Annotated in this window: 19 protein-coding genes; 16 read left to right on the forward strand and 3 right to left on the reverse strand. The window is 32.6% G+C overall.

Translation table 11 applies throughout. The annotated features are described in order from the left end of the window. Positions 1-46 precede the first annotated feature (46 nt). Positions 47-235, forward strand: coding sequence for a hypothetical protein (locus AN960_RS17260; RefSeq protein ID WP_056473922.1), 189 nt, complete (start codon positions 47-49; stop codon positions 233-235). Between the two features lie 12 nt (positions 236-247). Beyond that, entirely contained in the window at positions 248-502 is a 255-nt protein-coding gene (locus tag AN960_RS17265; protein WP_056473924.1) for a spore coat protein, read from the forward strand. A gap of 40 nt (positions 503-542) precedes the next feature. Here the strand turns inward: AN960_RS17265 and AN960_RS17270 are convergent, their stop codons facing one another. Then, a complete protein-coding gene (locus tag AN960_RS17270) occupies positions 543-1,124 on the reverse strand; it encodes a TetR/AcrR family transcriptional regulator (RefSeq protein WP_056473925.1) in 582 nt (193 codons plus the stop codon). A gap of 658 nt (positions 1,125-1,782) precedes the next feature. Further along, positions 1,783-2,727 (reverse strand): agmatinase, encoded by a 945-nt coding sequence (gene speB / locus AN960_RS17275; protein WP_056473927.1) that lies wholly within the window; start codon positions 2,725-2,727, stop codon positions 1,783-1,785. Positions 2,728-2,943: 216 nt separating this feature from the next. Between speB and AN960_RS24815 the strand changes: the two genes are divergently transcribed. The 4 genes from AN960_RS24815 (at position 2,944) to AN960_RS17290 (ending at position 6,961) form a co-directional block, all read left to right on the forward strand. After that, positions 2,944-3,093: a hypothetical protein gene (locus AN960_RS24815; RefSeq protein WP_172795432.1), complete on the forward strand. Its 150-nt coding sequence runs from the start codon at positions 2,944-2,946 to the stop codon at positions 3,091-3,093. Positions 3,094-3,729: 636 nt separating this feature from the next. Continuing rightward, entirely contained in the window at positions 3,730-3,933 is a 204-nt protein-coding gene (locus AN960_RS17280; RefSeq protein WP_056473929.1) for a hypothetical protein, read from the forward strand. 283 nt (positions 3,934-4,216) lie between these two features. Next, complete coding sequence (locus tag AN960_RS17285; RefSeq protein WP_056473931.1) at positions 4,217-5,398, forward strand: CaiB/BaiF CoA transferase family protein; 1,182 nt, start codon at positions 4,217-4,219, stop codon at positions 5,396-5,398. Positions 5,399-5,428: 30 nt separating this feature from the next. Continuing rightward, on the forward strand, positions 5,429-6,961 hold the full coding sequence (locus AN960_RS17290; RefSeq protein ID WP_056473932.1) for a long-chain-fatty-acid--CoA ligase: 1,533 nt from the start codon (positions 5,429-5,431) through the stop codon (positions 6,959-6,961). Between the two features lie 56 nt (positions 6,962-7,017). On the opposite strand, the gene AN960_RS17295 is transcribed toward AN960_RS17290, so the two are convergent. Then, entirely contained in the window at positions 7,018-7,629 is a 612-nt protein-coding gene (locus tag AN960_RS17295) for a TetR/AcrR family transcriptional regulator (RefSeq protein WP_056473934.1), read from the reverse strand. 224 nt (positions 7,630-7,853) lie between these two features. On the opposite strand from AN960_RS17295, the gene kynU reads away from it, so the two are divergent. From kynU to AN960_RS17345, 10 genes are all read left to right on the forward strand, one after another. After that, a complete protein-coding gene (kynU, locus tag AN960_RS17300; RefSeq protein ID WP_056473937.1) occupies positions 7,854-9,140 on the forward strand; it encodes a kynureninase in 1,287 nt (428 codons plus the stop codon). A 38-nt stretch (positions 9,141-9,178) separates the two neighbouring features. Continuing rightward, positions 9,179-10,609 (forward strand): amino acid permease, encoded by a 1,431-nt coding sequence (locus AN960_RS17305; protein ID WP_056473938.1) that lies wholly within the window; start codon positions 9,179-9,181, stop codon positions 10,607-10,609. Between the two features lie 143 nt (positions 10,610-10,752). Beyond that, positions 10,753-11,547, forward strand: a complete 795-nt coding sequence (locus AN960_RS17310) for an alpha/beta fold hydrolase (protein ID WP_172795433.1) — start codon at positions 10,753-10,755, stop codon at positions 11,545-11,547. A 230-nt stretch (positions 11,548-11,777) separates the two neighbouring features. Next, positions 11,778-13,079 (forward strand): hypothetical protein, encoded by a 1,302-nt coding sequence (locus tag AN960_RS17315; RefSeq protein ID WP_056473940.1) that lies wholly within the window; start codon positions 11,778-11,780, stop codon positions 13,077-13,079. A gap of 174 nt (positions 13,080-13,253) precedes the next feature. After that, positions 13,254-14,447: a M20 family metallopeptidase gene (locus AN960_RS17320; protein ID WP_286131740.1), complete on the forward strand. Its 1,194-nt coding sequence runs from the start codon at positions 13,254-13,256 to the stop codon at positions 14,445-14,447. Between the two features lie 20 nt (positions 14,448-14,467). After that, complete coding sequence (locus tag AN960_RS17325; protein ID WP_056473942.1) at positions 14,468-14,665, forward strand: DUF3311 domain-containing protein; 198 nt, start codon at positions 14,468-14,470, stop codon at positions 14,663-14,665. Continuing rightward, positions 14,665-16,146: a sodium:solute symporter family protein gene (locus AN960_RS17330; RefSeq protein WP_056473943.1), complete on the forward strand. Its 1,482-nt coding sequence runs from the start codon at positions 14,665-14,667 to the stop codon at positions 16,144-16,146. Before AN960_RS17325 ends, AN960_RS17330 begins: the two co-directional genes overlap by 1 nt. A 355-nt stretch (positions 16,147-16,501) precedes the next feature. Next, positions 16,502-18,073: a spore germination protein gene (locus tag AN960_RS17335; RefSeq protein ID WP_056473945.1), complete on the forward strand. Its 1,572-nt coding sequence runs from the start codon at positions 16,502-16,504 to the stop codon at positions 18,071-18,073. Positions 18,074-18,125: 52 nt separating this feature from the next. Then, entirely contained in the window at positions 18,126-19,250 is a 1,125-nt protein-coding gene (locus AN960_RS17340; RefSeq protein WP_286131741.1) for a Ger(x)C family spore germination protein, read from the forward strand. A 9-nt stretch (positions 19,251-19,259) separates the two neighbouring features. Continuing rightward, positions 19,260-20,357, forward strand: a complete 1,098-nt coding sequence (locus AN960_RS17345; protein WP_056473948.1) for a GerAB/ArcD/ProY family transporter — start codon at positions 19,260-19,262, stop codon at positions 20,355-20,357. The last annotated feature ends 671 nt before the right edge of the window (positions 20,358-21,028 follow it).

A 21,028-nucleotide genomic window follows, 5' to 3' on the forward strand; every position in this document is an offset into this window, starting at 1 on the left:
GCAGGCAGAATTATACAACTTTTTGTTCGAAAGGAGAAATTAAGTAATGAACAATTCATTAACAGAACTTGAGTTAGAAAACCTTCGTCATATTATCGGAGGACATAGTACAATCGCAAATAAATTAGAGGCATATGCTCAGCAATGTTCTGATCCTGAATTTAAAGCTCTTTTAGAAAGAGATGCACAATCAGCAATGGAATCTAAGCAAAAGCTTTTAAACTTTTTAGGATAAGGAGATTTTATTATGTTTCAAGATAAAGATATGGTTAATGATTATTTAGAGGGACTAAACGCTAGTTTAACGGCTTATGCAGGTTTTATTAATGAGTCAGCAAACTCTGACTTAAGACAAACATTAATTCAATTACGCAATCAGGACGAAGCACGTCAACGTACATTGTACAATTATGCGCTTCAAAAAGGGTATTACAAGCCTGCTGCACCAGCATCACCAGAGATTGTTCATCAATTCAAATCTGATTTAACTTCTAATCAGTAAAAATAGTGAAAAAGGCATTCGAAAAATCGAACGCCTTTTTTTATTCATTTTTAAAACCGTACCAAAAATTCCTCCAAATATTTGAAATCCTTGGCTTCATCTTTTCAGCTCCATAATAAGATAGTTCAATAAAGATGCCATCAATTAAGCAGTAATAAGACATAACAAAATCTTCTACATTGCCTGTTCGAATTTCTCCACTTTTAATTCCCTTATCAATCACTGATCTTAAAATAGTTGACATTGCTTCTTCCGATTCCATGAACTGAGTATGTAATTGTTCCTTTAATGGTTCTGGAGAAAAAAAGACAGCGCGGTTCACGAAAGTAGATTGCTCCTCGAACTCAATATAGTATTCAAATGTTACGTTTAGAATTTGGTATAGTTGTTCCTTTGCTGACAATTCACGAATTTCTCCCATCAGCTCGTCTACTTTTTTCACATGAAGCCATAAACTATTCTCATAAATGGTAAGAAAGATTTCTTCTTTACTTTTAAAATGGTTATAAATAGATGGTTTTTGAATCCCAACTGCTTTTGCAATTTCAGTTAAACTTGTACCTTCATAGCCATTTTTAGAAAATAAGGCAAGTGCTGCTGCAATAATCTTATCCTTTGTCATCTTCATCCTCCGAAACTAACTCTTGTTAGCTAGATTATAAACTGGAATCTTTGTGAAGTCTAAATATTGTTTATATTTATTGCAAAAAAGCTTTGTTTTAGGAGATAGAGCGTTGTTCATGTTGTTTAAGTACATGGAGTGGTGCATAAAGGTGTCATGAGTAAGTAAAAAGGCAAAAAGCTGATTTATACTTCCTTATAGAGTTTTCATGAGGAAGTAAAAAGTGAAAAAGGTGATTTATACTTCCTCATAAAGGGTACATGAGGAAGTATAAAGAAAAAAAGGTGATTTATACTTCCTCATAGAGTGTTCATGAGGAAGTATAAAAGCAAAAAACTGAAAATAAGTTACTCATAGAGTGTTCATGAGGAAGTAAAAAGAGAAAAAACTGATTTATACTACCTCATAAAGGTGTCATGAGGAAGTAAAAAGAGAAAAAACTGATTTATACTTCCTCATAAAGTGTTCATGAGGAAGTAAAAAGAGAAAAAACTGATTTATACTTCCTCATAGAGTGTTCATGAGGAAGTAAAAAGAGAAAAAGCTGAACTATACTACCTCATAAAGGGTTTATGAGGTAGTAAAAAAGCAAAATAATGAACTATACTACCTTCAAGCCTTCGAAAAAAGCTCTGTCTAAAAAACAGAGCTTTTTAAATTACTTTGAGTTTACTTTATTAATTTGCAATGTAGCTAAACTAGCAAATTCATGAACTAGCGTTGCAGCTAGTAGTGATGTGATTTGAGTTGGGTCATAGGATGGGAGTACTTCAACGACATCAAAACCAATAAAATTGAAATCAGTTAATGAGCGAATCATTTTTAATGTTTCCATACTATTGTATCCACCAACTTCAAGTGTCCCAGTTCCTGGTGCACAAGATGGGTCGACAAAATCAATATCAAAAGTTAAGAAACACGGTGTATCTCCAATAACTTCTTTCATTTCTTTTAAAATAGATTCAAAACCACGTTCATAAATTTCAGGAGTAGTAATAACATTGTAGCCAAGCTCATGGCTAGCATCTATATCTCCAGGATGATTTAATGTGCCTCGTATACCTATTTGGAAAACCTTATTTGGGATTAGAAGTCCTTCTTCGTGAGCTCGGATAAAAGGTGATCCATGCCAATATTTTTCATCGTAATATGTATCCCAAGTGTCAGTATGCGAATCAAAGTGAATCATCGCAACTGGACCATGTTTTTTAGCCGCAGCTCGTAGGTTTGCTAAAGTAATTGAGTGGTCACCACCTAAACCAATTGGGATAATATTACCATCCATTAATTCAAACATTGCGTCTTCCATTAGTTTATAGCTTCGATGGATATTATGTGGGATCACTGATACATCTCCAATATCGATCGCATTGCTGTCGTCAAATGGATATACCTTATGAATTGGATGATATGGGAATAAAGTCATAGATGCTTGTCGGATTGCTTGAGGAGCAAATCGTGCACCAACACGAAATGAAGCTGCAGTATCAAAAGGCATGCCAACGATTGCTAATTTCGCATTTTCTCTTGCAGAAGGAAGTCGCATAAATGTTCCAGTTGTACAAAACTCAGGTTTTACATCAGGTGAAAGTGGATATTTCACAAAAATCATCTCCTAATTTGTTATTCCGGTTATTAACTACCGGTAGTTAGTTTAATATGATTATAGAATGTTAAATCTGAATAGTCAAACTATTTTATTGTTTAATTTTTTAATACCTGTTAAATAAAGGAACGATTTTTTTGCTCAGATTCACAGGATATAACGATTTTTATTGTAAATAATATAATTGTTAAGAATAATCTTAGGAGGGATTTTATGCCACAGAATACACAAGGTAAAGGGAATATGGGAACTAATATGAAATCAGGAACGAATCCTCAAAAGGTAAAACAGCAAATTCAAAGTGATGTAAGCCATGGACAGGGAGCAATGACTTCACGTGAGGCAGGGGCAATGCGTGATTAAAAGACCACTTTTTAAGTGACTTTTTTCAGCAGTGAGTGACTATTAATCAAATGAAATGCATTAGTTCAAGTTGTTTAGCATGTTAAAACAAACGGCTCCACTTGAACTGTACAAATGTCATATGTATGTGCAAGCAAATGAAAAAATGCACTGACCATTTACTGGTCGGTGCATTTTTTTACTTTCAATATGAAATCATTTATTAGTAATCGCATTCTGTTCGAATGATTAATCTAATTGCTGTATTCTTGTTCATCATCGTTTTTTTGGAGGTTTTGTATCCAAAATATCGTTTGGATATGTGTTTGTGTAGATCATATCGTTAAATCGATTGTCAAATCTTTCATGTGTGTGGTACATATTGTATCTCCTTCAGTAGAACGCAATTTATAAGTGCGAATTATATAAAGTTTTAAGAATGTTTAATCATGTATATTTATTATAAAACTTTTATAAATATTCAAATAGTGTAATTTTCTCCAATACATGTTGCAAATTTTAGTCTAATACTATTTAATAGACAGTTTGTATTTTTCAATTAAACTTGTTTTTTTACAGAAAATGGTTGAAAAGAATAAAAAAAATCAAATGGGAAAATTTATAAATATGTGTCTTTTGTAGGAGGTATTTTCATGTATGGAAACAATATTGCAGGATATTAAAAACCATTTCGGTAATGTTGATGATTTTTTTATAATGAAAGAGCATTTTGTTAATGCTCCTTTTGTCCTGTTAGGGTTTAAGAGTCTAGTTGATTTACCTCAAACATTAAAGACGATTCAAAATAAAATAGAATCTATTTTTCTGACTAATAAGACATTCGATCAAATAATGCGTTAGCTTTGGTTGGTAAAAGAGAAATACTATCCTAATTTAACATTAGATTTTAAAGTTCATGTAGTTGTTCAAAACGGAGGAAATTTAGTAACGCACTAAATATATATTTATCTAATTGTTAAAGCCATCCTTTAGAGAATGGCTTTTTTAGTAGAATTAAAGTTCAAATGGCTAAACTTATTAACCTAAAAAAAGGAGAGATACCAAGTAATCTAGAATAATGAATGTACAATGACAAATTAAAGAGATGGAGTGAGGAAATTAAATTGAATAGTAGGTTTAGTATATGTTGAATAAATTGAAAATTCTGGATTTTACACGTCTTTTACCGGGTCCCTATGCAACTATGATATTAGCGGATTTAGGTGCAGAAATATTACGAATCGAATCTCCATTTCATCCCGACTTATTACAAACTTCACCTCCATTTGATGGGGACCAATCTGCCGCACATCAAACGATTAATCGTTCTAAAAAATCTATTATCCTTGATTTAAAAAGCGACGAAGGTACTGAAATTATCTATAAGCTAGTAAAGGAGTACGATATTCTCATTGAGCAATTTCGACCAGGAGTGTTGGAAAAGCTTGGCTTAAGTTATGAGCAATTAAAGAAAATAAATCCGAAACTAATTTACTGTTCAATTACTGGATATGGGCAATCAGGTCCGTATCGAAATCGAGCAGGGCATGATAACAATTATCTTTCATTAACTGGTGTTTTGAGTTATTCAACAAGAAAGAATGAACGTCCAGTTCCGATGGGAATTCAAGTTGCAGACCAAGTTGGTGGATCATTACACGCAATTATTGGCATTTTATCGGCTGTAATTCATCGCGAGCAAACTGGTGAAGGACAGTGGGTTGATATTAGCATGACAGATTGTACTTTTACGTTGCAATCTTTAATGGGTTCTGGTTGGTTAACTCAAAAAATTAATCCAAAACCTGAGGAACATCTTTTAAATGGAGGCGTGTTTTATGACTATTACGAAACATCAGATGGTCGATTCTTTTCAATCGGCAGTCTTGAACCTTCATTTCGAAAACAATTATGTGAGGCATTAGAAATTATGCCATTTCTTCCTTATTCTTTTAGTGAGGATAAAAATGAGGTGGATTTATTTAAAAATGAAATAAAACGTGCATTTAGTAAGAAAACGTTTAATGAGTTTAAAGAAATTTTTAGTAAATTTGATGCATGTGTTGAGCCAGTGTTAACTTTTGAAGAAGCATGTGAGCATCCGCAAGTAAAAGAAAGGGGGCTTTTAGTAAACGTCCAAAGAAATGACGGTACCAATCAATTACAAATTGCTTCACCTTTTAAATCTTCAGTGTTTAAACCTACTTATCAACATGTTGGAGTAAAACCCGGGACGAATACAAAAGAGGTTTTATTAAATTTAGGATACGATGATCAAACAATTAATCAATTCATTGAAAAAGGAATTATTAGGTCAGTTGATTAAATCTAAATTATTTAATACGGGGGTAAGCAAATGAGTTTTGGAAATGTATTATCGCTAAACGCAAAAAGGCACCCAGATAAATTAGCATTAGTCTATCAAGACCGTACATACACATATATGGAATTCAATAAAGTGGTTAATCGTTTTGCATGGGGATTACAGAAATTAGGTATAAAAAAAGGTGAGAAATTAGCTCTTATGATGGCAAACTCTGACTTATTTGTGATTGGTTATTGTGCTGCTGTAAAAGTAGGAGCTGTTGTCGTTCCAATCAACTTCCGTCTTGTTTCTCGAGAAGTTGAATATATTTTAGAGCAGTCGGATAGTGTACTTGTTATTTGTGATTCAGAACTAGAAAAGGTCGTTTTAGATGCTTCAAAATCCTCATCGAAAGTAAGAAATATCATTACTGCTCCTCTAGCTTCTTCGCCGAATAGTTTAAGCTTCTTTGATGTGTTGTCATCAATTGAAGAAGATCCCCAAGTAGAGATTTCAGGAGACGATGATTTTCATTTACTATATACTTCAGGTACTACTGGACAACCAAAAGGTGCGCTTTTCGACTATAAACGAATTGAAAAGCTCATAAATGGATTGAGTGCGGTAATGGGACAAAGCTGTCAGGATCGGCTTTTACATGTTGCTCCATTATTCCATTGTGCTCAGCTCGTCATCTTTCTATTACCGGGTTTATATTTAGGTATGACAAATGTTATTCATCGAGATTTTAACCCGTTAAATGTGTTAAAGGATATAGAAAAATATAAAATTACTTTATTTTTTGGTGTTCCTACAATGTATAACTATTTACAGCAAGTTCCAAATGCTGACCAATATGATCTTTCTTCAATAAAAAGATGTGCATACGGTGCAGCTCCAATGCCTCCTGAAATCTTAATGAAAAGTATGAAATTATTTAATACAAATCAATTTTTCAGCTTATGTGGATTAACAGAAGGGGGACCTACAGGGTTTTATCTTTCACCAGAAGATCATGAGCTCCATTTTGGAAAAACAGGAAAAACACCTTTACTCTATACAATTATTAAAATAGTTAATCAGCAAGATGAAGAAGTTTTACCTGGTGAAGTTGGTGAATTGATCTTAAAAGGTGAAACAATTATGAAGGAATATTATAAAAAGCCGAAAGAGACAGCAGTTACGATTAAAGATGGTTGGTTATATACGGGAGATTTAGCTGTAGTAGATGAGGAAGGATATATCACGTTAGTTGATCGTAGTAAGGATATGTTAATTTCTGGTGGAGAAAATATTTATTCAGTAGAAATTGAAAATGTTTTGTATGAGCATCATTCAATTTTGGAAGCGGCAGTGATCGGTACGCCTGATGCTAAATGGGGAGAGGTCGTAACCGCAATTGTCGTATTAAAACCAGGGCATCGTCTATCTTTTGAGGAGATTGGATCTTTTTGTCGTGAAAGAATGGCAGGGTATAAGATTCCTAGAATTGTTGAATTTATTGACCAGCTTCCTCGAAACGCATCTGGTAAGGTTCAGAAGTTTATATTACGAGAAATTTATTGTAGCACTAATTCAAAATAGAAACCAAAAAGAGCTCAAACTTAAGTAGTGAAAGTTTGAGCTTTTAAATTTGATTCTTAATAAAGACCAGTTGTATAAAGTGATGTGATTGTTTTGGCAATTTCTTCAATCGTATAATGCTGTTCATTTCGAACGATTTCCCATAAGTACATCTCATTTGTAAAAAACCAAGCACGCGCGACTAGTTCATGATTTAGCTCTTTTCTTGCTAATCCTGTTTCTTGTGCATAAGAAACATCGAGTGATATGCGATCAATAAACTTTTCACGAATTGTTTTCCATTTGTCTGAGATGACGTCAGATACTCCAATAGCCTGTTCAAAAATTTGCATCATATTACGCTCATCTTCTGCCATTTTTAGAAAAGAAGTAGCTTGTTTATAAATAATCGATTCAGCGGATTCTTTCGTTTCTGGAAAAAAGGAAGTTTCGGCAATTTCATAAAACCTTTCCATTACATTTTCCATTAATACAATTAAAAGCTCTTCTTTACCTTTGAAGTGTACATAAGCTGTTCCATAACCAATATCAGCTTTTTTTATCATTTGTGTTATCGTTGCTTTTTGAAATCCTTCTTCAAGAAATACTTCTTTAGCAGCTTCTAATAGTTTTTGTCTTGTCATTAATGAACGTAATTGACGCTTAGATTCTACTTTGTCATTACTCATACTACGATCCTCCAACATATGTTACTTCTAGCATATAGGTAAATTCATAAAAATGGAAGAAATCACAGAAAACTATGTATGTTTAACATAAAATAATCTCTTTATATCTAAACTTTTGTTATTATCAGAAAATATGACATGATGTCATTGACATTATGTCAGTTATTTTGATATGATTTTTTCACAAATAGATTTAAATAGTAGATTGATAGAGGAGGAATATTATGAATACGAAAGTTACAGAAGCAACATTAGAATACGCAGTAAAAATGGACAGTCTCGATTCACTTAGAAAGTTTAGAGATGAGTTTTACTTAAACCCTGGATCAATCTATATGGATGGTAATTCCTTAGGACTACTTTCTAAAAGAGCTGAACGTACATTACTAGAATCATTGGAAGATTGGAAGAATTTTGGAATAGATGGTTGGACAAATGGAAATCACCCATGGTTTTTCATGGCTGAAAAACTAGGAGAAAAATTAGCTCCATTAGTAGGTGCTTCTTCTGAGGAAGTAATTGTAACCGGTTCCACGACCGTTAATTTGCATCAGTTAGTTGGTACTTTTTTTCAACCAAATGGTAGTAGAAAAAAGATATTAGCTGATGAGCTTACATTTCCATCAGATATTTATGCTCTTCAAAGTCAACTTCGTATTCATGGATTAGATCCTGATCAAGACCTAATATGCGTAAAAAGTAAAGATGGACGCTATTTAGAAGAGGACGATATTATTAATGCAATGACAGAAGAAATCGCTTTGATTATTTTACCGACAGTTTTATACCGTAGCGGTCAAATTTTAGATATGAAGCGCTTAACTGAAGAGGCTCATAAACGAGGAATTTTAATTGGTTTTGATGGATGTCATTCTGTTGGATCAATTCCTCATTCGTTTAGTGAGTGGGATGTTGATTTTGCCTATTGGTGTAATTATAAACACTTAAATGGTGGACCAGGTGGTGTAGGTGGATTATTTGTTAATCGTAAACATTTTGGTGCAATGCCAGGACTTGCAGGCTGGTTTAGTTCAAGAAAAGATAAGCAATTTGATATGGAGCACACTCTAACTCCTGCTGAAACTGCTGGAGCTTATCAAATCGGTACTCCACATGTATTAAGCTGTGCACCATTAATAGGATCTTTAGAGATTTTTACAGAAGCTGGAATTGATACGATTCGAGAAAAATCACTTCGAATAAATCAATATTTAATGGATTGTATTGAACAAGAATTGCCAAACATGGGATTTTTCATTGGATCTCCTAGAGAGGATGCACGACGAGGAGGACATGTAAGTCTAGAACATGAAGAAGCAGCACGTATTTGTAAGTCTCTGAAAGAAAATGGTATTATTCCTGACTTTAGAGCACCAAATATTATTCGACTTGCACCAGTTGCACTTTACACTTCTTACGTGGAAGTTTGGGAAGTTGTACAAAAACTTAAGAAAATCATGACCGAAAAGCAATATGAAAAATTTAAAAATGAACGTGAAGTTGTGGCATAAGTTTAGTTGGCTATCTAAGGGGACAAGGGGATGAGATCATGAAGGAATCCACCACTAATTATAAAATTGAAAACGAGCAAGAAAAGGGCTTGAAAAGGGAGTTGAAAACTAGTCAACTAACGATGATTGCAATGGGGTGTGCGATTGGGACGGGGTTGTTCCTTGGTAGCGGACTTGCAATAAAAACTGCTGGTCCAAGCGTCTTACTCAGTTATGCAGTTGGTGCATTTATCGTTTTACTGCTCATGGGTTGTTTAGCAGAGATGACCGTTGCACATCCTACTAGTGGTTCGTTTGGAACAATTGCCGAAAAATATATTCATCCTATGGCAGGATATCTTGTTCGTTACTCATATTGGGTGGCACAAGTCCTTGCTGTTGGAGTAGAGGTAAGTGCAATTGCAGTCTATATGAAATATTGGTTTCCAACTGTACCAGGAATCGTTTGGATCGCCTTTTTTGCAACAGTATTAATCTATATAAATGCTACTAGTGTTAATACATTTGCAACATTTGAGTATTGGTTTTCAATGATTAAAGTAAGTGCAATTGTTGGGTTTATCCTACTTGGATCGTATGTTTTGTTTGGTTCATCTCACCATTCAAATATCGGTGTAGAGAACTTAACAAATGATGGAGGATTTATGCCATTTGGCTGGTGGGGCATGTGGGTAGCCGTCTTTATATCATTATTTAGTTTTCTAGGAACTGAAATGATAGCGGTTACAGCGGGTGAAGCAAAAGAGCCTGATATTGCTGTTCCAAAAGCCCTTAAAGCAACCGTTTTTCGTTTATCAATTTTTTATGTATTAACGATTGCAATCATGCTGATCATCGTTCCGTGGAAATCGGCAGGGGTTGATGAGAGTCCATTCGTAAAGGTGATGGAAATATTAAATATACCTTTTGCATCAGGACTTATGAACTTTATTATATTAACAGCAGCTTTGTCAGCGATGAATAGCCAATTATATGCTTCAACTCGTATGGTTTATTCACTTTCAAAAACTAATCATGCGCCAAATATTTTAGGAAAAGTAAGTAAAAAAGGTGTTCCAGCAAATGCTCTTGCAGTTTCAACTATTGGTATTGTAGTTGCCGGAATCGTAAATGCAATACTACCAGATTCCTCTTATGCATTTATGATGGGAATCTCAATGTTTGGTGCGATGTTTACATGGATGACCATCTTTATTTCACATTTATTTTTTAGAAAGAAATGGGAACAATCAGGTGGTCGAAAATTACCAGTGAAAATGATTGGATTCCCTTACTTCACAATTTTAGGTGCAATATTATTGTTGGGACTAACAATTACTTCTTGGTTTACTGGCTTTAAAATTATGCTTCAATTCGGTATACCTTGGTTAATTGTATTATCTGTGGCTTACTTATTTATAAATAAAAATAAAGGTCAGAAAATTCAACGTAACGATGCAGTTCATAATCAGAAAGTAGATAAATTTTAATGTCCATCTAATAAATAGGGGTGTCTCTCATTTTTGAGACTCTCCTTTTCTATTTAAAGATTATTTAGAGAAAAGAGAGGAGAAAATAATTAAGTGCAGAATTTTGTTCATAAGATTCTTTTAAAATTCTCGAATGGAGTTGAATGATCATTAATAGTAAAGTTGAACTTGAAAATTTATCAATTTCTTATAAGGAACAAGGCAAAGGGAAGCCAATCGTTTTAATTCATGGTTTTATGGGAAGTCATGAATATTGGGAAAAAGTAGTTCCAAAGCTATCTGAAAACTATCGCGTGATCGCAATTGATTTACCAGGACATGGAGACTCTACAGCTATAAAAGAAGAGCATTCAATAGAAGATTATGCAGATGTGTTGAAAGATTTACTTGATCAACTAAACATTAAGCAAATAACGTTGTTTGGCCACTCATTAGGAGGCTATATTACACTTGCATTTGCTCAAAGATATTCAAATTACTTAAATGGATTTTCATTAATCCACTCTACTGCTTATCCGGATAGTGAAGAAGCAAAAAAAGGTAGAGTAGCAACTAGTGAAAAAGTAAAAAATGAAGGAGTGAAAAACGTAGTGGACGGATTAATTCCTAAACTTTTCTCTCCAAAAAATATTCAAATCAATAGTGCAGAAATAGATTTGGTAAAGCAAATTGGGTATAAAACTTCAGTAGATGGCACGGTTAATGCCTTAATAAGCATGAAAAATAGACCAGACCGAAATTATGTCCTTAACGATACAAGTTTACCTGTACTTTTACTTGCAGGTAAAGACGATCAGATTATACCAACTGAAAAGACTTTTTCGGTAAAAAAAGATAATATTAAAACTGCTACTTTAAACAGTGCAGGACATATGAGCATGTATGAGTCACCTGAAGAATTAGTTAATGAAATGAAGGATTTTTTAAGTTCGTTTTAAGTACGGAAAAATTAAAGTAAAAGAAAAATGATTAAAAAGACCTTCTAAAAGAAACCTTTTTAAAAGGAAATGAAAAAGATCTTAGTCAAAAGATCTTTTTTTTTTTTGCACAAGCAATTTCTAAATATCATGGTAATTTATAGTGAGATACTGTTAAGATTAATTATATATAAATTAGCTATATGAAAACTTAATCCCCTATAAAATTAGAGTAATTGGTAGGTGTAATAATGTATCGTATTGGTCTTGTTGGCCCAGAGTGGTCTTTGGAGCGAATATTAAGTTTTACTAAAGAATATGAACATGAATTGGAATTTTTTCCATTTTCATATGATGAACCTGTTGAAACAAAAGAAATTGTAAAAAAACATGACCGAGATGTAGATGTCTGGCTTTTTTCGGGGCAATTGCCATACAATATTGCAAAAAAAATCCTACATTCAAAAGAAAAATTATTATATATTCCTCATACAGAATCTTCGGCTTATAAAAGTTTGTTAAATATCATGTATAGTACTGGTGGGTTAATTAATCAATTAAGCATCGATATGCCAACGTATTCTAATTTGTTAGAAGATGCTTTAGAGCAATTAAATGAGTCATTTGATCAGTTTTATATCAAACAGTTTGAAGAAGAACAGATTGATTTAGAGGAATTATTACAATTTCATATTGAGTTATGGGATTCCGATAAAACAGAAGGTGCATTGACTAATTTTCCATTCATTTATCAGGAATTAAAAAAGCGCGATATTCCAGTCGAATGGATCTCTACTAGTAGTGTTGATATTAAGCATACATTAAGACTCCTAACAGAGAAAGTGAAAGCTCTTTATTTTAAAGACTCTCAAATTGGAGTAGAGTTAATTGAAATTGAAAATTTTGAGAGCATTATACAGAAATCAAAATCACCTTATCATTTACAGCATATCGAACTTCGAATGAAAGATGTACTTTTAACACTTTGCGAACAATTAAATGGCTCACTGATTGAAAAGGGATATGGTAAATATTTGATTTATAGTTCTAGAGGTGCAATTGAACGAGAGATTCATCTGCTAGAAAATACGCTCGAGCAGTTATCGTTAGAATCGGATGCTAAAATTTCTGTAGGTATTGGTTTTGGTGAGACTGTTTATTCTGCAGAGAAAAATGCAATTGAATCAATTCAGCAGTCAAAAGAGATGCATGAACGAAAAATAATAATTGTACAAGAGAATGGCGAAATTATTGAGTCACTTGGTCGTGAAGAAGAGATGACTTATGCATACCGTACAAACGACCAAGAGCTATTGCAAAAGCTTAAATTAGGAAATATTAGTGTAAAGACATATCATAAAATCGAGAACTTAATTAAAAGAATGGCATGGAAGGATTTTACGACAAAAAATCTAGCTGAACAGCTTAAAATGACAGAACGGAATGCTAGACGTATTGTAGCAGATTTATGTGAAGTCGAATTATTAGAATGTATAGGTGAGGAATCTTTATCTTACCGTGGGAGACCCAGTAAAATATATCGTTTTAAATAAGCATTCCAAATTTGGAGTGTTTATTTTTTTTGTGAGCGTTAAATATTATTAATATTTTGAATTTTTAACAAAAAGTTATTGAAGAAACCGTTTTCAGGTAATAAAATCGATATATAAGGAAAAAGACCGAAAATATTCCTTAAATAAATTTGAATTAATCTCGGAGGTGTAGTGATGATGTATTATGTTTTTTCTGAATTAAAATTAGATGATGTAGTTAGTTCGATTAATGATGAAGTGATTGGGTGGAGAAGATATTTACATGAAAATCCAGAGTTATCATTTCAAGAAGAAAATACTGCTCAATTTGTGTACGATCAACTAAATTCATTTGGAGGCTTAGAAATCTCTAGACCAACAAAGACTAGTGTTGTTGCTAGATTAATAGGGATTCATCCAGGAAAAGTACTTGCAATTCGAGCAGATATGGATGCACTCCCAATACAAGAAGAAACTAAAATTGAATTTAGTTCTAAAAAGGATGGCATAATGCATGCATGTGGTCATGATGGACACACTGCAATGCTTTTAGGAGCTGCGAAACTACTTTGTAGCTTTAAAAATAAAATAAAAGGTGAGGTCCGTTTTATTTTCCAACATGCTGAAGAATTACCACCTGGTGGTGCAATAGAAATGGTAAATGCGGGTGTACTTGATGGAGTTGATCTAATTATTGGGGCACATTTAATGAGTAATTTGGAAACTGGAAAAATTGGATTAAATTATGGGCCCATTATGGCAGGTGCAGATCAATTTAAAATTACAATAATCGGTGAAGGTGGACACGCTTCACAGCCGAATCAAGTAATTGATCCAATTCTGATTGGAACCCAAGTTGTCACAAATATACAGCATATTGTGTCAAGAAAACTCGATCCAATCGATACAGCTGTCATCTCAGTAACACAATTTAATGGCGGGACAGCAATAAATGTTATCCCTAACAGTGTTAAAATTGGTGGATCAGTTCGGAGCTTTAAACCTGAAGTTCGCAATCAGATACCAGTGTTAATCGAGCAAATAGTAAAAGGTATTACTGATGCTCATGGTGCAAAGTATGAGATTGAATACCATCTAGGATACTCACCGGTCATTAATGATAATGAAGTAACTAGTTTAATAGACAAAACTGTTTGTGAAATCGTTGGAGAAGAAAATCGTGAATTAATTAAACCAATAATGGGAAGTGAAGATTTTTCAGCATTCCTTCATGAAGTTCCTGGGACTTATTTTTTTGTAGGTGCAAGAAATGAGGCAGAGGGAATAGTGTATCCGCATCATCATCCAAAATTTAATATTGATGAGAGAGCTTTAAAGGATGGAGTAAAGATTTTTGTTCAAGGAGCATTTAACATATTAAATAATTAAAAAATTAAGGAGAGTAGAATATGAAGAAAATCTATTTACTTGGTTTTATTCCGATTATTGGTTTTGTAATAGGTGCGTTGTTTTCGAATAAAGTTACACCTTATGTACTTGGAATGCCTTTTTTTCACTTCTCTATTGTACTGTGGTCTTTTCTTACTACTGCATTTTTAGGTTTAATCTATTTATTTGACCCTGCTAATAAAGAGGAGGAAATATAATGAATATTGGAACACTATTTATTTTCTTATTTTTCGTTGTTTCGATTGTGATTGGTATATGGTCAAAAAAAGGTAAAGAAATGAACTTAGAACAATGGTCTGTTGGTGGCCGGGGAATGGGAACGCTTTTCATCTTTTTATTATCAGCTGGCGAAATGTATACAACCTTTACCTTTTTAGGTGCAAGTGGCTCAGCATACGGTGAAGGTGGTTCCATATTTAGTATCGTATCTTACGGGTGTATTGCATCAATTATATCTTATTGGGCTTTTCCTGAGATTTGGAAATACTCTAAAAAACATAAACTAATTTCTCAGTCAGATTTTATGGCGAAGAAATACGGTAGTCCGATTCTTGGAGTACTTGTTGCTATAGTTGGAATCGTGGCTTTATTTTGCTACTTAGTATTACAACTTAAAGGCCTAGGCTATATCGTTGAGATTACATCTTATGGAGTTATTTCTTCAAAAATGGCTATTTTATTTGGCGCACTCGGGGTTACTATATTCGTCATGCTATCAGGAATTCATGGTTCAGCATGGACTTCTGTTTTAAAGGATATTTTAATTCTTACTATCATTTTATTTTTAGGTATTTATTTTCCAGTTCATTTTTATGGCGGTATTAAGCCGATGTATCAGGCTATTGAACAAGCAAAGCCAAACTTTACAATCCTACCAGAACATGGGATGAATTTAACTTGGTATATTTCTACTATTATATTAAGTGGGATTGGGATGTATATGTGGCCTCATTCATTTCCACCTATTTTTGCAGCAAAAAATGCAAAGGTTTTAAGAAAAAACGCAATCATAATGCCTTTGTATCAGTTAATTTTATTATTTGCTTTTTTCGTGGGATTTGCAGCAATCTTACAAATTAAAGGGTTGCAAGGAAGTGATAGTGACAAAATATTATTACTTCTTTCGAAAAAGACTTTTGATCCATGGTTCGTCGGTTTAATAGGTGGAACAGGGGTATTAGCTGCATTAGTACCTGCTTCTTTGATTCTAATGGTAATATCCACATTATTTGTTAAAAATATATACCAAGTAATTGTCCCTACTAAATCAGTAGTACATATTACAAAACTAATAAAATTAATTGTTCCTTTTATTACTTTAATTGGATTATATTTTACTTTTAAAGGTGGTAGTTCTTTATTTAGTATTGCAATTGTGGCGTATAATTTTATAACGCAGCTTGCTCCGCCATTTTTCTTAAGTTTAATGAATAAGAACTTTGTAACAAAGCAGGGCGCTATAACTGGAATTATATTTGGTGGTGTTATTGTTTCAATTTTTGATTTAGGTGAAAAGACTTTTGCTCAAGCTTTTCCACACCTTCCACAAGTAGTGAAAGACTTAAATGTAGGGATTATTGCACTAATTATTAATGCGCTAGTAATGGTTACTGTTAGTCTTATTACAAGAAATAGTATGTCATCGAATAAGCGAATTGATAAATTAGTTGAGCAATAAGACGTATATAGGAAGAAAAACGTCGGTTCTATTGATCCGACGTTTTCTATTATTCTATAAAGTTGATTATTGAATTTCTAAATCCTTCAAAATGTCATCTTAAGTTTTACCTTTGATTTTCTTTTTAGCTTTTAGAACGACTAATAGAATACCCCCTAAGAAATTTGTACAAGAAAATTAGAAAGCATAATAAAAAATGAACTTTGTTGATTTGAAACGTTTACTAAATTTTAAATAAATAAGGTTATTTTTCACTATATTATACGCTTGTTTAAAAAATTGGTAATAAATAGCATAATTTTTCTACATTTAACAAATTTTAAATAATAATAAATAAATTAATTAGGTGATTGATATGCGATTGGGATATCCAAAGAGAAGTAAACAATCAAAGGAAGTTAAAGCTCCAGTTGTTTTATCATCCGAGTTACAAAAAAATTTAAAAAATATAAATAGTGAATTGCAATATTGTGCTGATTTAATCGTTAGAGAGTTTGAGGTTGGAGAAACCAAAAAAAGAAAAATGGCTTTAATTCATTTGCAAGGTATTTCTAATGGTGACACGATTAGTCAATTTATCGTTGAACCAATTCTTAATAGATGTAAAAACACGAATTTAGACTGTTTAAGTGATCTTAATTTTTTCAATGAAATGAAAGAAAATACGTTTGATGTTCCACAAGTTAAAATTGAAAATGAATGGAATAACATAATGGTGGCGGTGTTAAATGGTGACACAGCGATTTTTATTGATAATCAGCTTAAAGTATTGCTAATTGATACAAAAAGTGGGCAATTCCGTTCAGTCTCAGAATCGACTGCGCAAACAATTATTCGTGGTCCAAAAGATAGTTTTACTGAATCAATCGCAACGAATATGTCGCTACTTCGTTATCGACTTCGAAGTGCTCAATTTAAAATGGAAATGATTAAAGTTGGTGATGTTACGAATACGAGTGTAGTCATTTCTTATATTGATGACAAGGTTGATCAAGATATTTTGCATACTTTAAAAGAAAGATTAAAAAACTCCAAAGTTAATGGAGTTTTAGAATCAATAAATATTGAATATTTAATTGAATCAAAACCCTTTAGTCCATTTCCAACTGTCTTGGACAGTGAAAGACCTGATGTAGTTGCTGCAAATTTATTAGAAGGAAAAATTGGAATTATTGTAGATGGTAGTCCAATGGGGTTAGTACTTCCAGCTACTTTACCAATGTTCTTCCAATCTCCTGATGATTATAATCAACGATATATAGTTGGAACCTTTCTACGATTTTTAAGATTTACAGCTTTTTTTACATCATTATTAGTTTCGGCATTGTATCTTGCGCTAATTACACACCATCGTTCGATGATCCCAACACCATTATTAGTTAGTCTTGCAGCGCAAAGAGAAAGTGTACCATTTCCTGCGATCGTTGAGTTATTACTAATGGAATTCGCTTTTGAAATTATTAGGGAAGCTAGTATTCGTAGCCCAAGAGTACTTGCATCAACCGTAGCAATTGTTGGCGCACTAGTAATAGGTCAAGCTGTTGTACAAGCGGGAATTATATCTACTGCAATGATTATCTTTGTCTCGATAACTGGTATCTCAAGTTTTACTCTTCCTTATTACAGTGTTGCTGCATCTGCACGATTACTCAGATATTTATTTATTTTAAGTGCAGGAGTTGCTGGATTGTATGGAATTGCATTAATGTTTTTATTTTGGCTAGTTCATTTAAATACAATCGATTCATTTGGAGTGCCATACTTAATGCCAATATCTCCATTATCAATTAGAGATAATGAAGATAATTTTATCCGTTTACCTTGGAAAAATTTGAAGACTTCAAGTAAAGATTTTGTTCCAGATTCAACTCGGTCAAAAAAACAACAAAAAACTAAAAACGGTGAAGATAATGAAACGAAATCTTAAAATAAAGTTGTTAATGTCATTTGTATTGTTACTAACAGGATGTAGTAATTATATGGAGTTAAATAAAATTTCATTTATTACAGGATTAGGTGTCGATTGGACTGACGATTCTAATTTTAAGGTTACATTACAAGTTATTAATCCAACTGAATTAGCTACCGGACAAAATGGTGGTGGCAATTCTTCACCGGTGATTCTTTATACAAGTAAAGGGAAAACACTATCAGAAGCAATTCGAGAAGCAGGAAAAAAAATTACGAAGAACAAAGATTTTACGCATGTTGGCCTAACGGTAATAGGGGAGAACGCAGCAAAGCACGGTATAGAAGAAATAGTGGACGCTATTATTCGAGAACCAAGGGTCTCTGCTTTTATGTCTGTTCTTGTAGCTAAAAATTCAACGGCTGAACAAATATTAAATACGATGACACCTATAAATAAAGTTTCTTCAGCAGAAATGGTTTCAAAATTACAGAATGTTAATTTTTCATTAGGAGAAAGTGTAAATCCTAATGTATTTGAATTAGGAGAAGATCTTACCTATTCTGGGAAAGAGATTGCGATTAGTGGAGTTGAAATTGTTAATGGGAATAAGGAAAAAAATACATTAACTAATTTACAAACGATGGAGCCAGCTCAAACTAAAATTGATGACTTAGCTTTATTTCGAGATAGTAAACTAGTTGGTTGGATCTCCGGACGCGATGTTAGAGGCATCTTAATGGTATTGGATAAAATAAAACAAACTAATTTTGCAGTGCCTTGTGGAAATAATAAATATAGTTCACTTCGTCTACATGCTCAAAAAATAAAAACGAATGTAAAGGTTAAGGGGAATATCCCAATTATTCAAATTGATAATACTCTGCTTACATTACTTGATGAAACTGGTTGTTCGGTAAATATTGAAAGTGTTGAAGATCTAATGAAGATTGAAAAACAAGCTGCTAAAGTAGTCAAACAACAGATTGAGCATAGCATTAAATCAGCTCAAAACTATAAAAGTGATGTCTTTGGTTTCGGAGATATGATTCATACAAATGATCCTAAAAAATGGAAACAACTTAAAAACCATTGGGCAGAAGATTTCGCAAAAGCAAAAGTAAATGTGAAAACTACTGTCATTATTAAACGCAGTGGCTTATTAGGGGACCCTGTTATTATGAAGAAGAAATAAGGTGATGCAATGCAGAATATGAAATTTAATTCAGAGCAATTATTTAGTTTATTAGCAATTTACTTAATAGGAAGTGCTGTAGCTGTTGACCCTGCAAAGGATGCTGGAAGAGATGCTTGGTTATCAATCTTGATCAGTCTTTTTTGTGGATTAATCTTATTAAGCTTATATTTAGGGATATATAAAAATAACCCTTCTAATTCACTAATTAAGTGTTTACAAACAGCGTGGGGAAAATACATCGGCAACTTCATTGGGGTATTATATATTGTTTATTGTATATATATTGCATCGAGAGTGATGAGAGATTTTGCGGAGCTTATTTTAACGGTTGCATTAGATAATACAGGATTATTTACAATTTCGATGTTAATGATGTTTCTCTTGATTTATACTGTGATGCATGGCTTTACAAGCTTTGCAAGGACTGTTTGGGTTTGTTTTCTATTAAGTGGTATTATGGTTTTTATACTCATTTTCTCACAATTATTAACTGGATTTTTAAATTTTTCCCATTTAAAACCTTTCCTTGAATATGGATGGAAACCAGTTTTAAAATCAGTATTTCCAACTACTATTACTTTTCCATTTGGAGAATCAATCGTATTTTTATTATTGCTGCAACATTATGAACAACCAAAAAATGTACATAAAATGAGCTATTTAGCAATGATTTATGCGGGTCTCTTTCTAATCATATCGACAATCATACATATTGCAAATTTAGGTGAAATTATTTTTAAAGCTTCAACTTACCCAGTCCTTTCTAGTGTATCATTAATTAACATTGGAGACTTTTTTACTAGATTAGAATCACTAGCGGTAATTGTATTTGTAATTTTAGGCTTTATTAAAATATCAATTTTATTTTTTGGGGCAGTTGTAGGGACGATGGAAATATTTCGTTTAAAAGAAAACTGGTTAATAACTTTTTTAATCGGAATTATTATTATCTGTTTTAGTATTTTCACTACTGTCTCATATGCACAGCATGTTCACATAGGACTTGATTTAGTCCCTAAATATCTTCATGTGCCATTTCAAATTATTTTGCCATTCATTTTATTCGTGACTTTAAAGATTCAAAAAAAGTTATCTCTTTCTTAGTTTCACTAACATTGTTAAACCAAAATAGAGAATGAAATAAACAAATAAAATTTTATCAAGAGTCATAAAACCAACTTTATTATAAGAAATCGCTAAAATTAAATAATGCAAATCAAATCCTTGCAATAATGTAAGCCCGTAAAATAACAAGAAACAAAAAAATGATAACAAAACAAAAATCAATATTTCTTTCAACCATAACACTCCTTTTTATGAGTATTATTAGAAATTCGAGGTGGTTTTACTCTTATAATTTAAGTGTCATTATGAATAATAAAGTTGTCAATTAAGAAAGTAATCTCTTGTTGTTTTCCACTACAGGATGCCCCATGGAAAGCGAGCGCACTGAAGTGGAAATCAACCCCGTACATCCCCCTTTACGATAATTGGGTATACATGACAATATTACTTTTTATTTGTACACGTGTAATAAGTGCTTAAAAAGCATCAATTATAATCATCAATTATAATCATCAATTATTATTTCAAAAAGCATTTAAACACTTAAGAAAATATTGAATTTTTGTTGTAATTTATTAGGAATTTAAAAGTAAACTGTAATAGAAAGTAACTAATTAAAGATTTAGTAAAGAATGTAAGACTTTATTAGTAGAAAATAATTTACTTCCTAATTTATTTAGTAGATTAGCCGTCTCTAAACATGTACATAT

Origin of the sequence: Bacillus sp. FJAT-25509, from assembly GCF_001420605.1 — a bacterium.
Lineage (GTDB): Bacteria > Bacillota > Bacilli > Bacillales > Bacillaceae_G > Gottfriedia.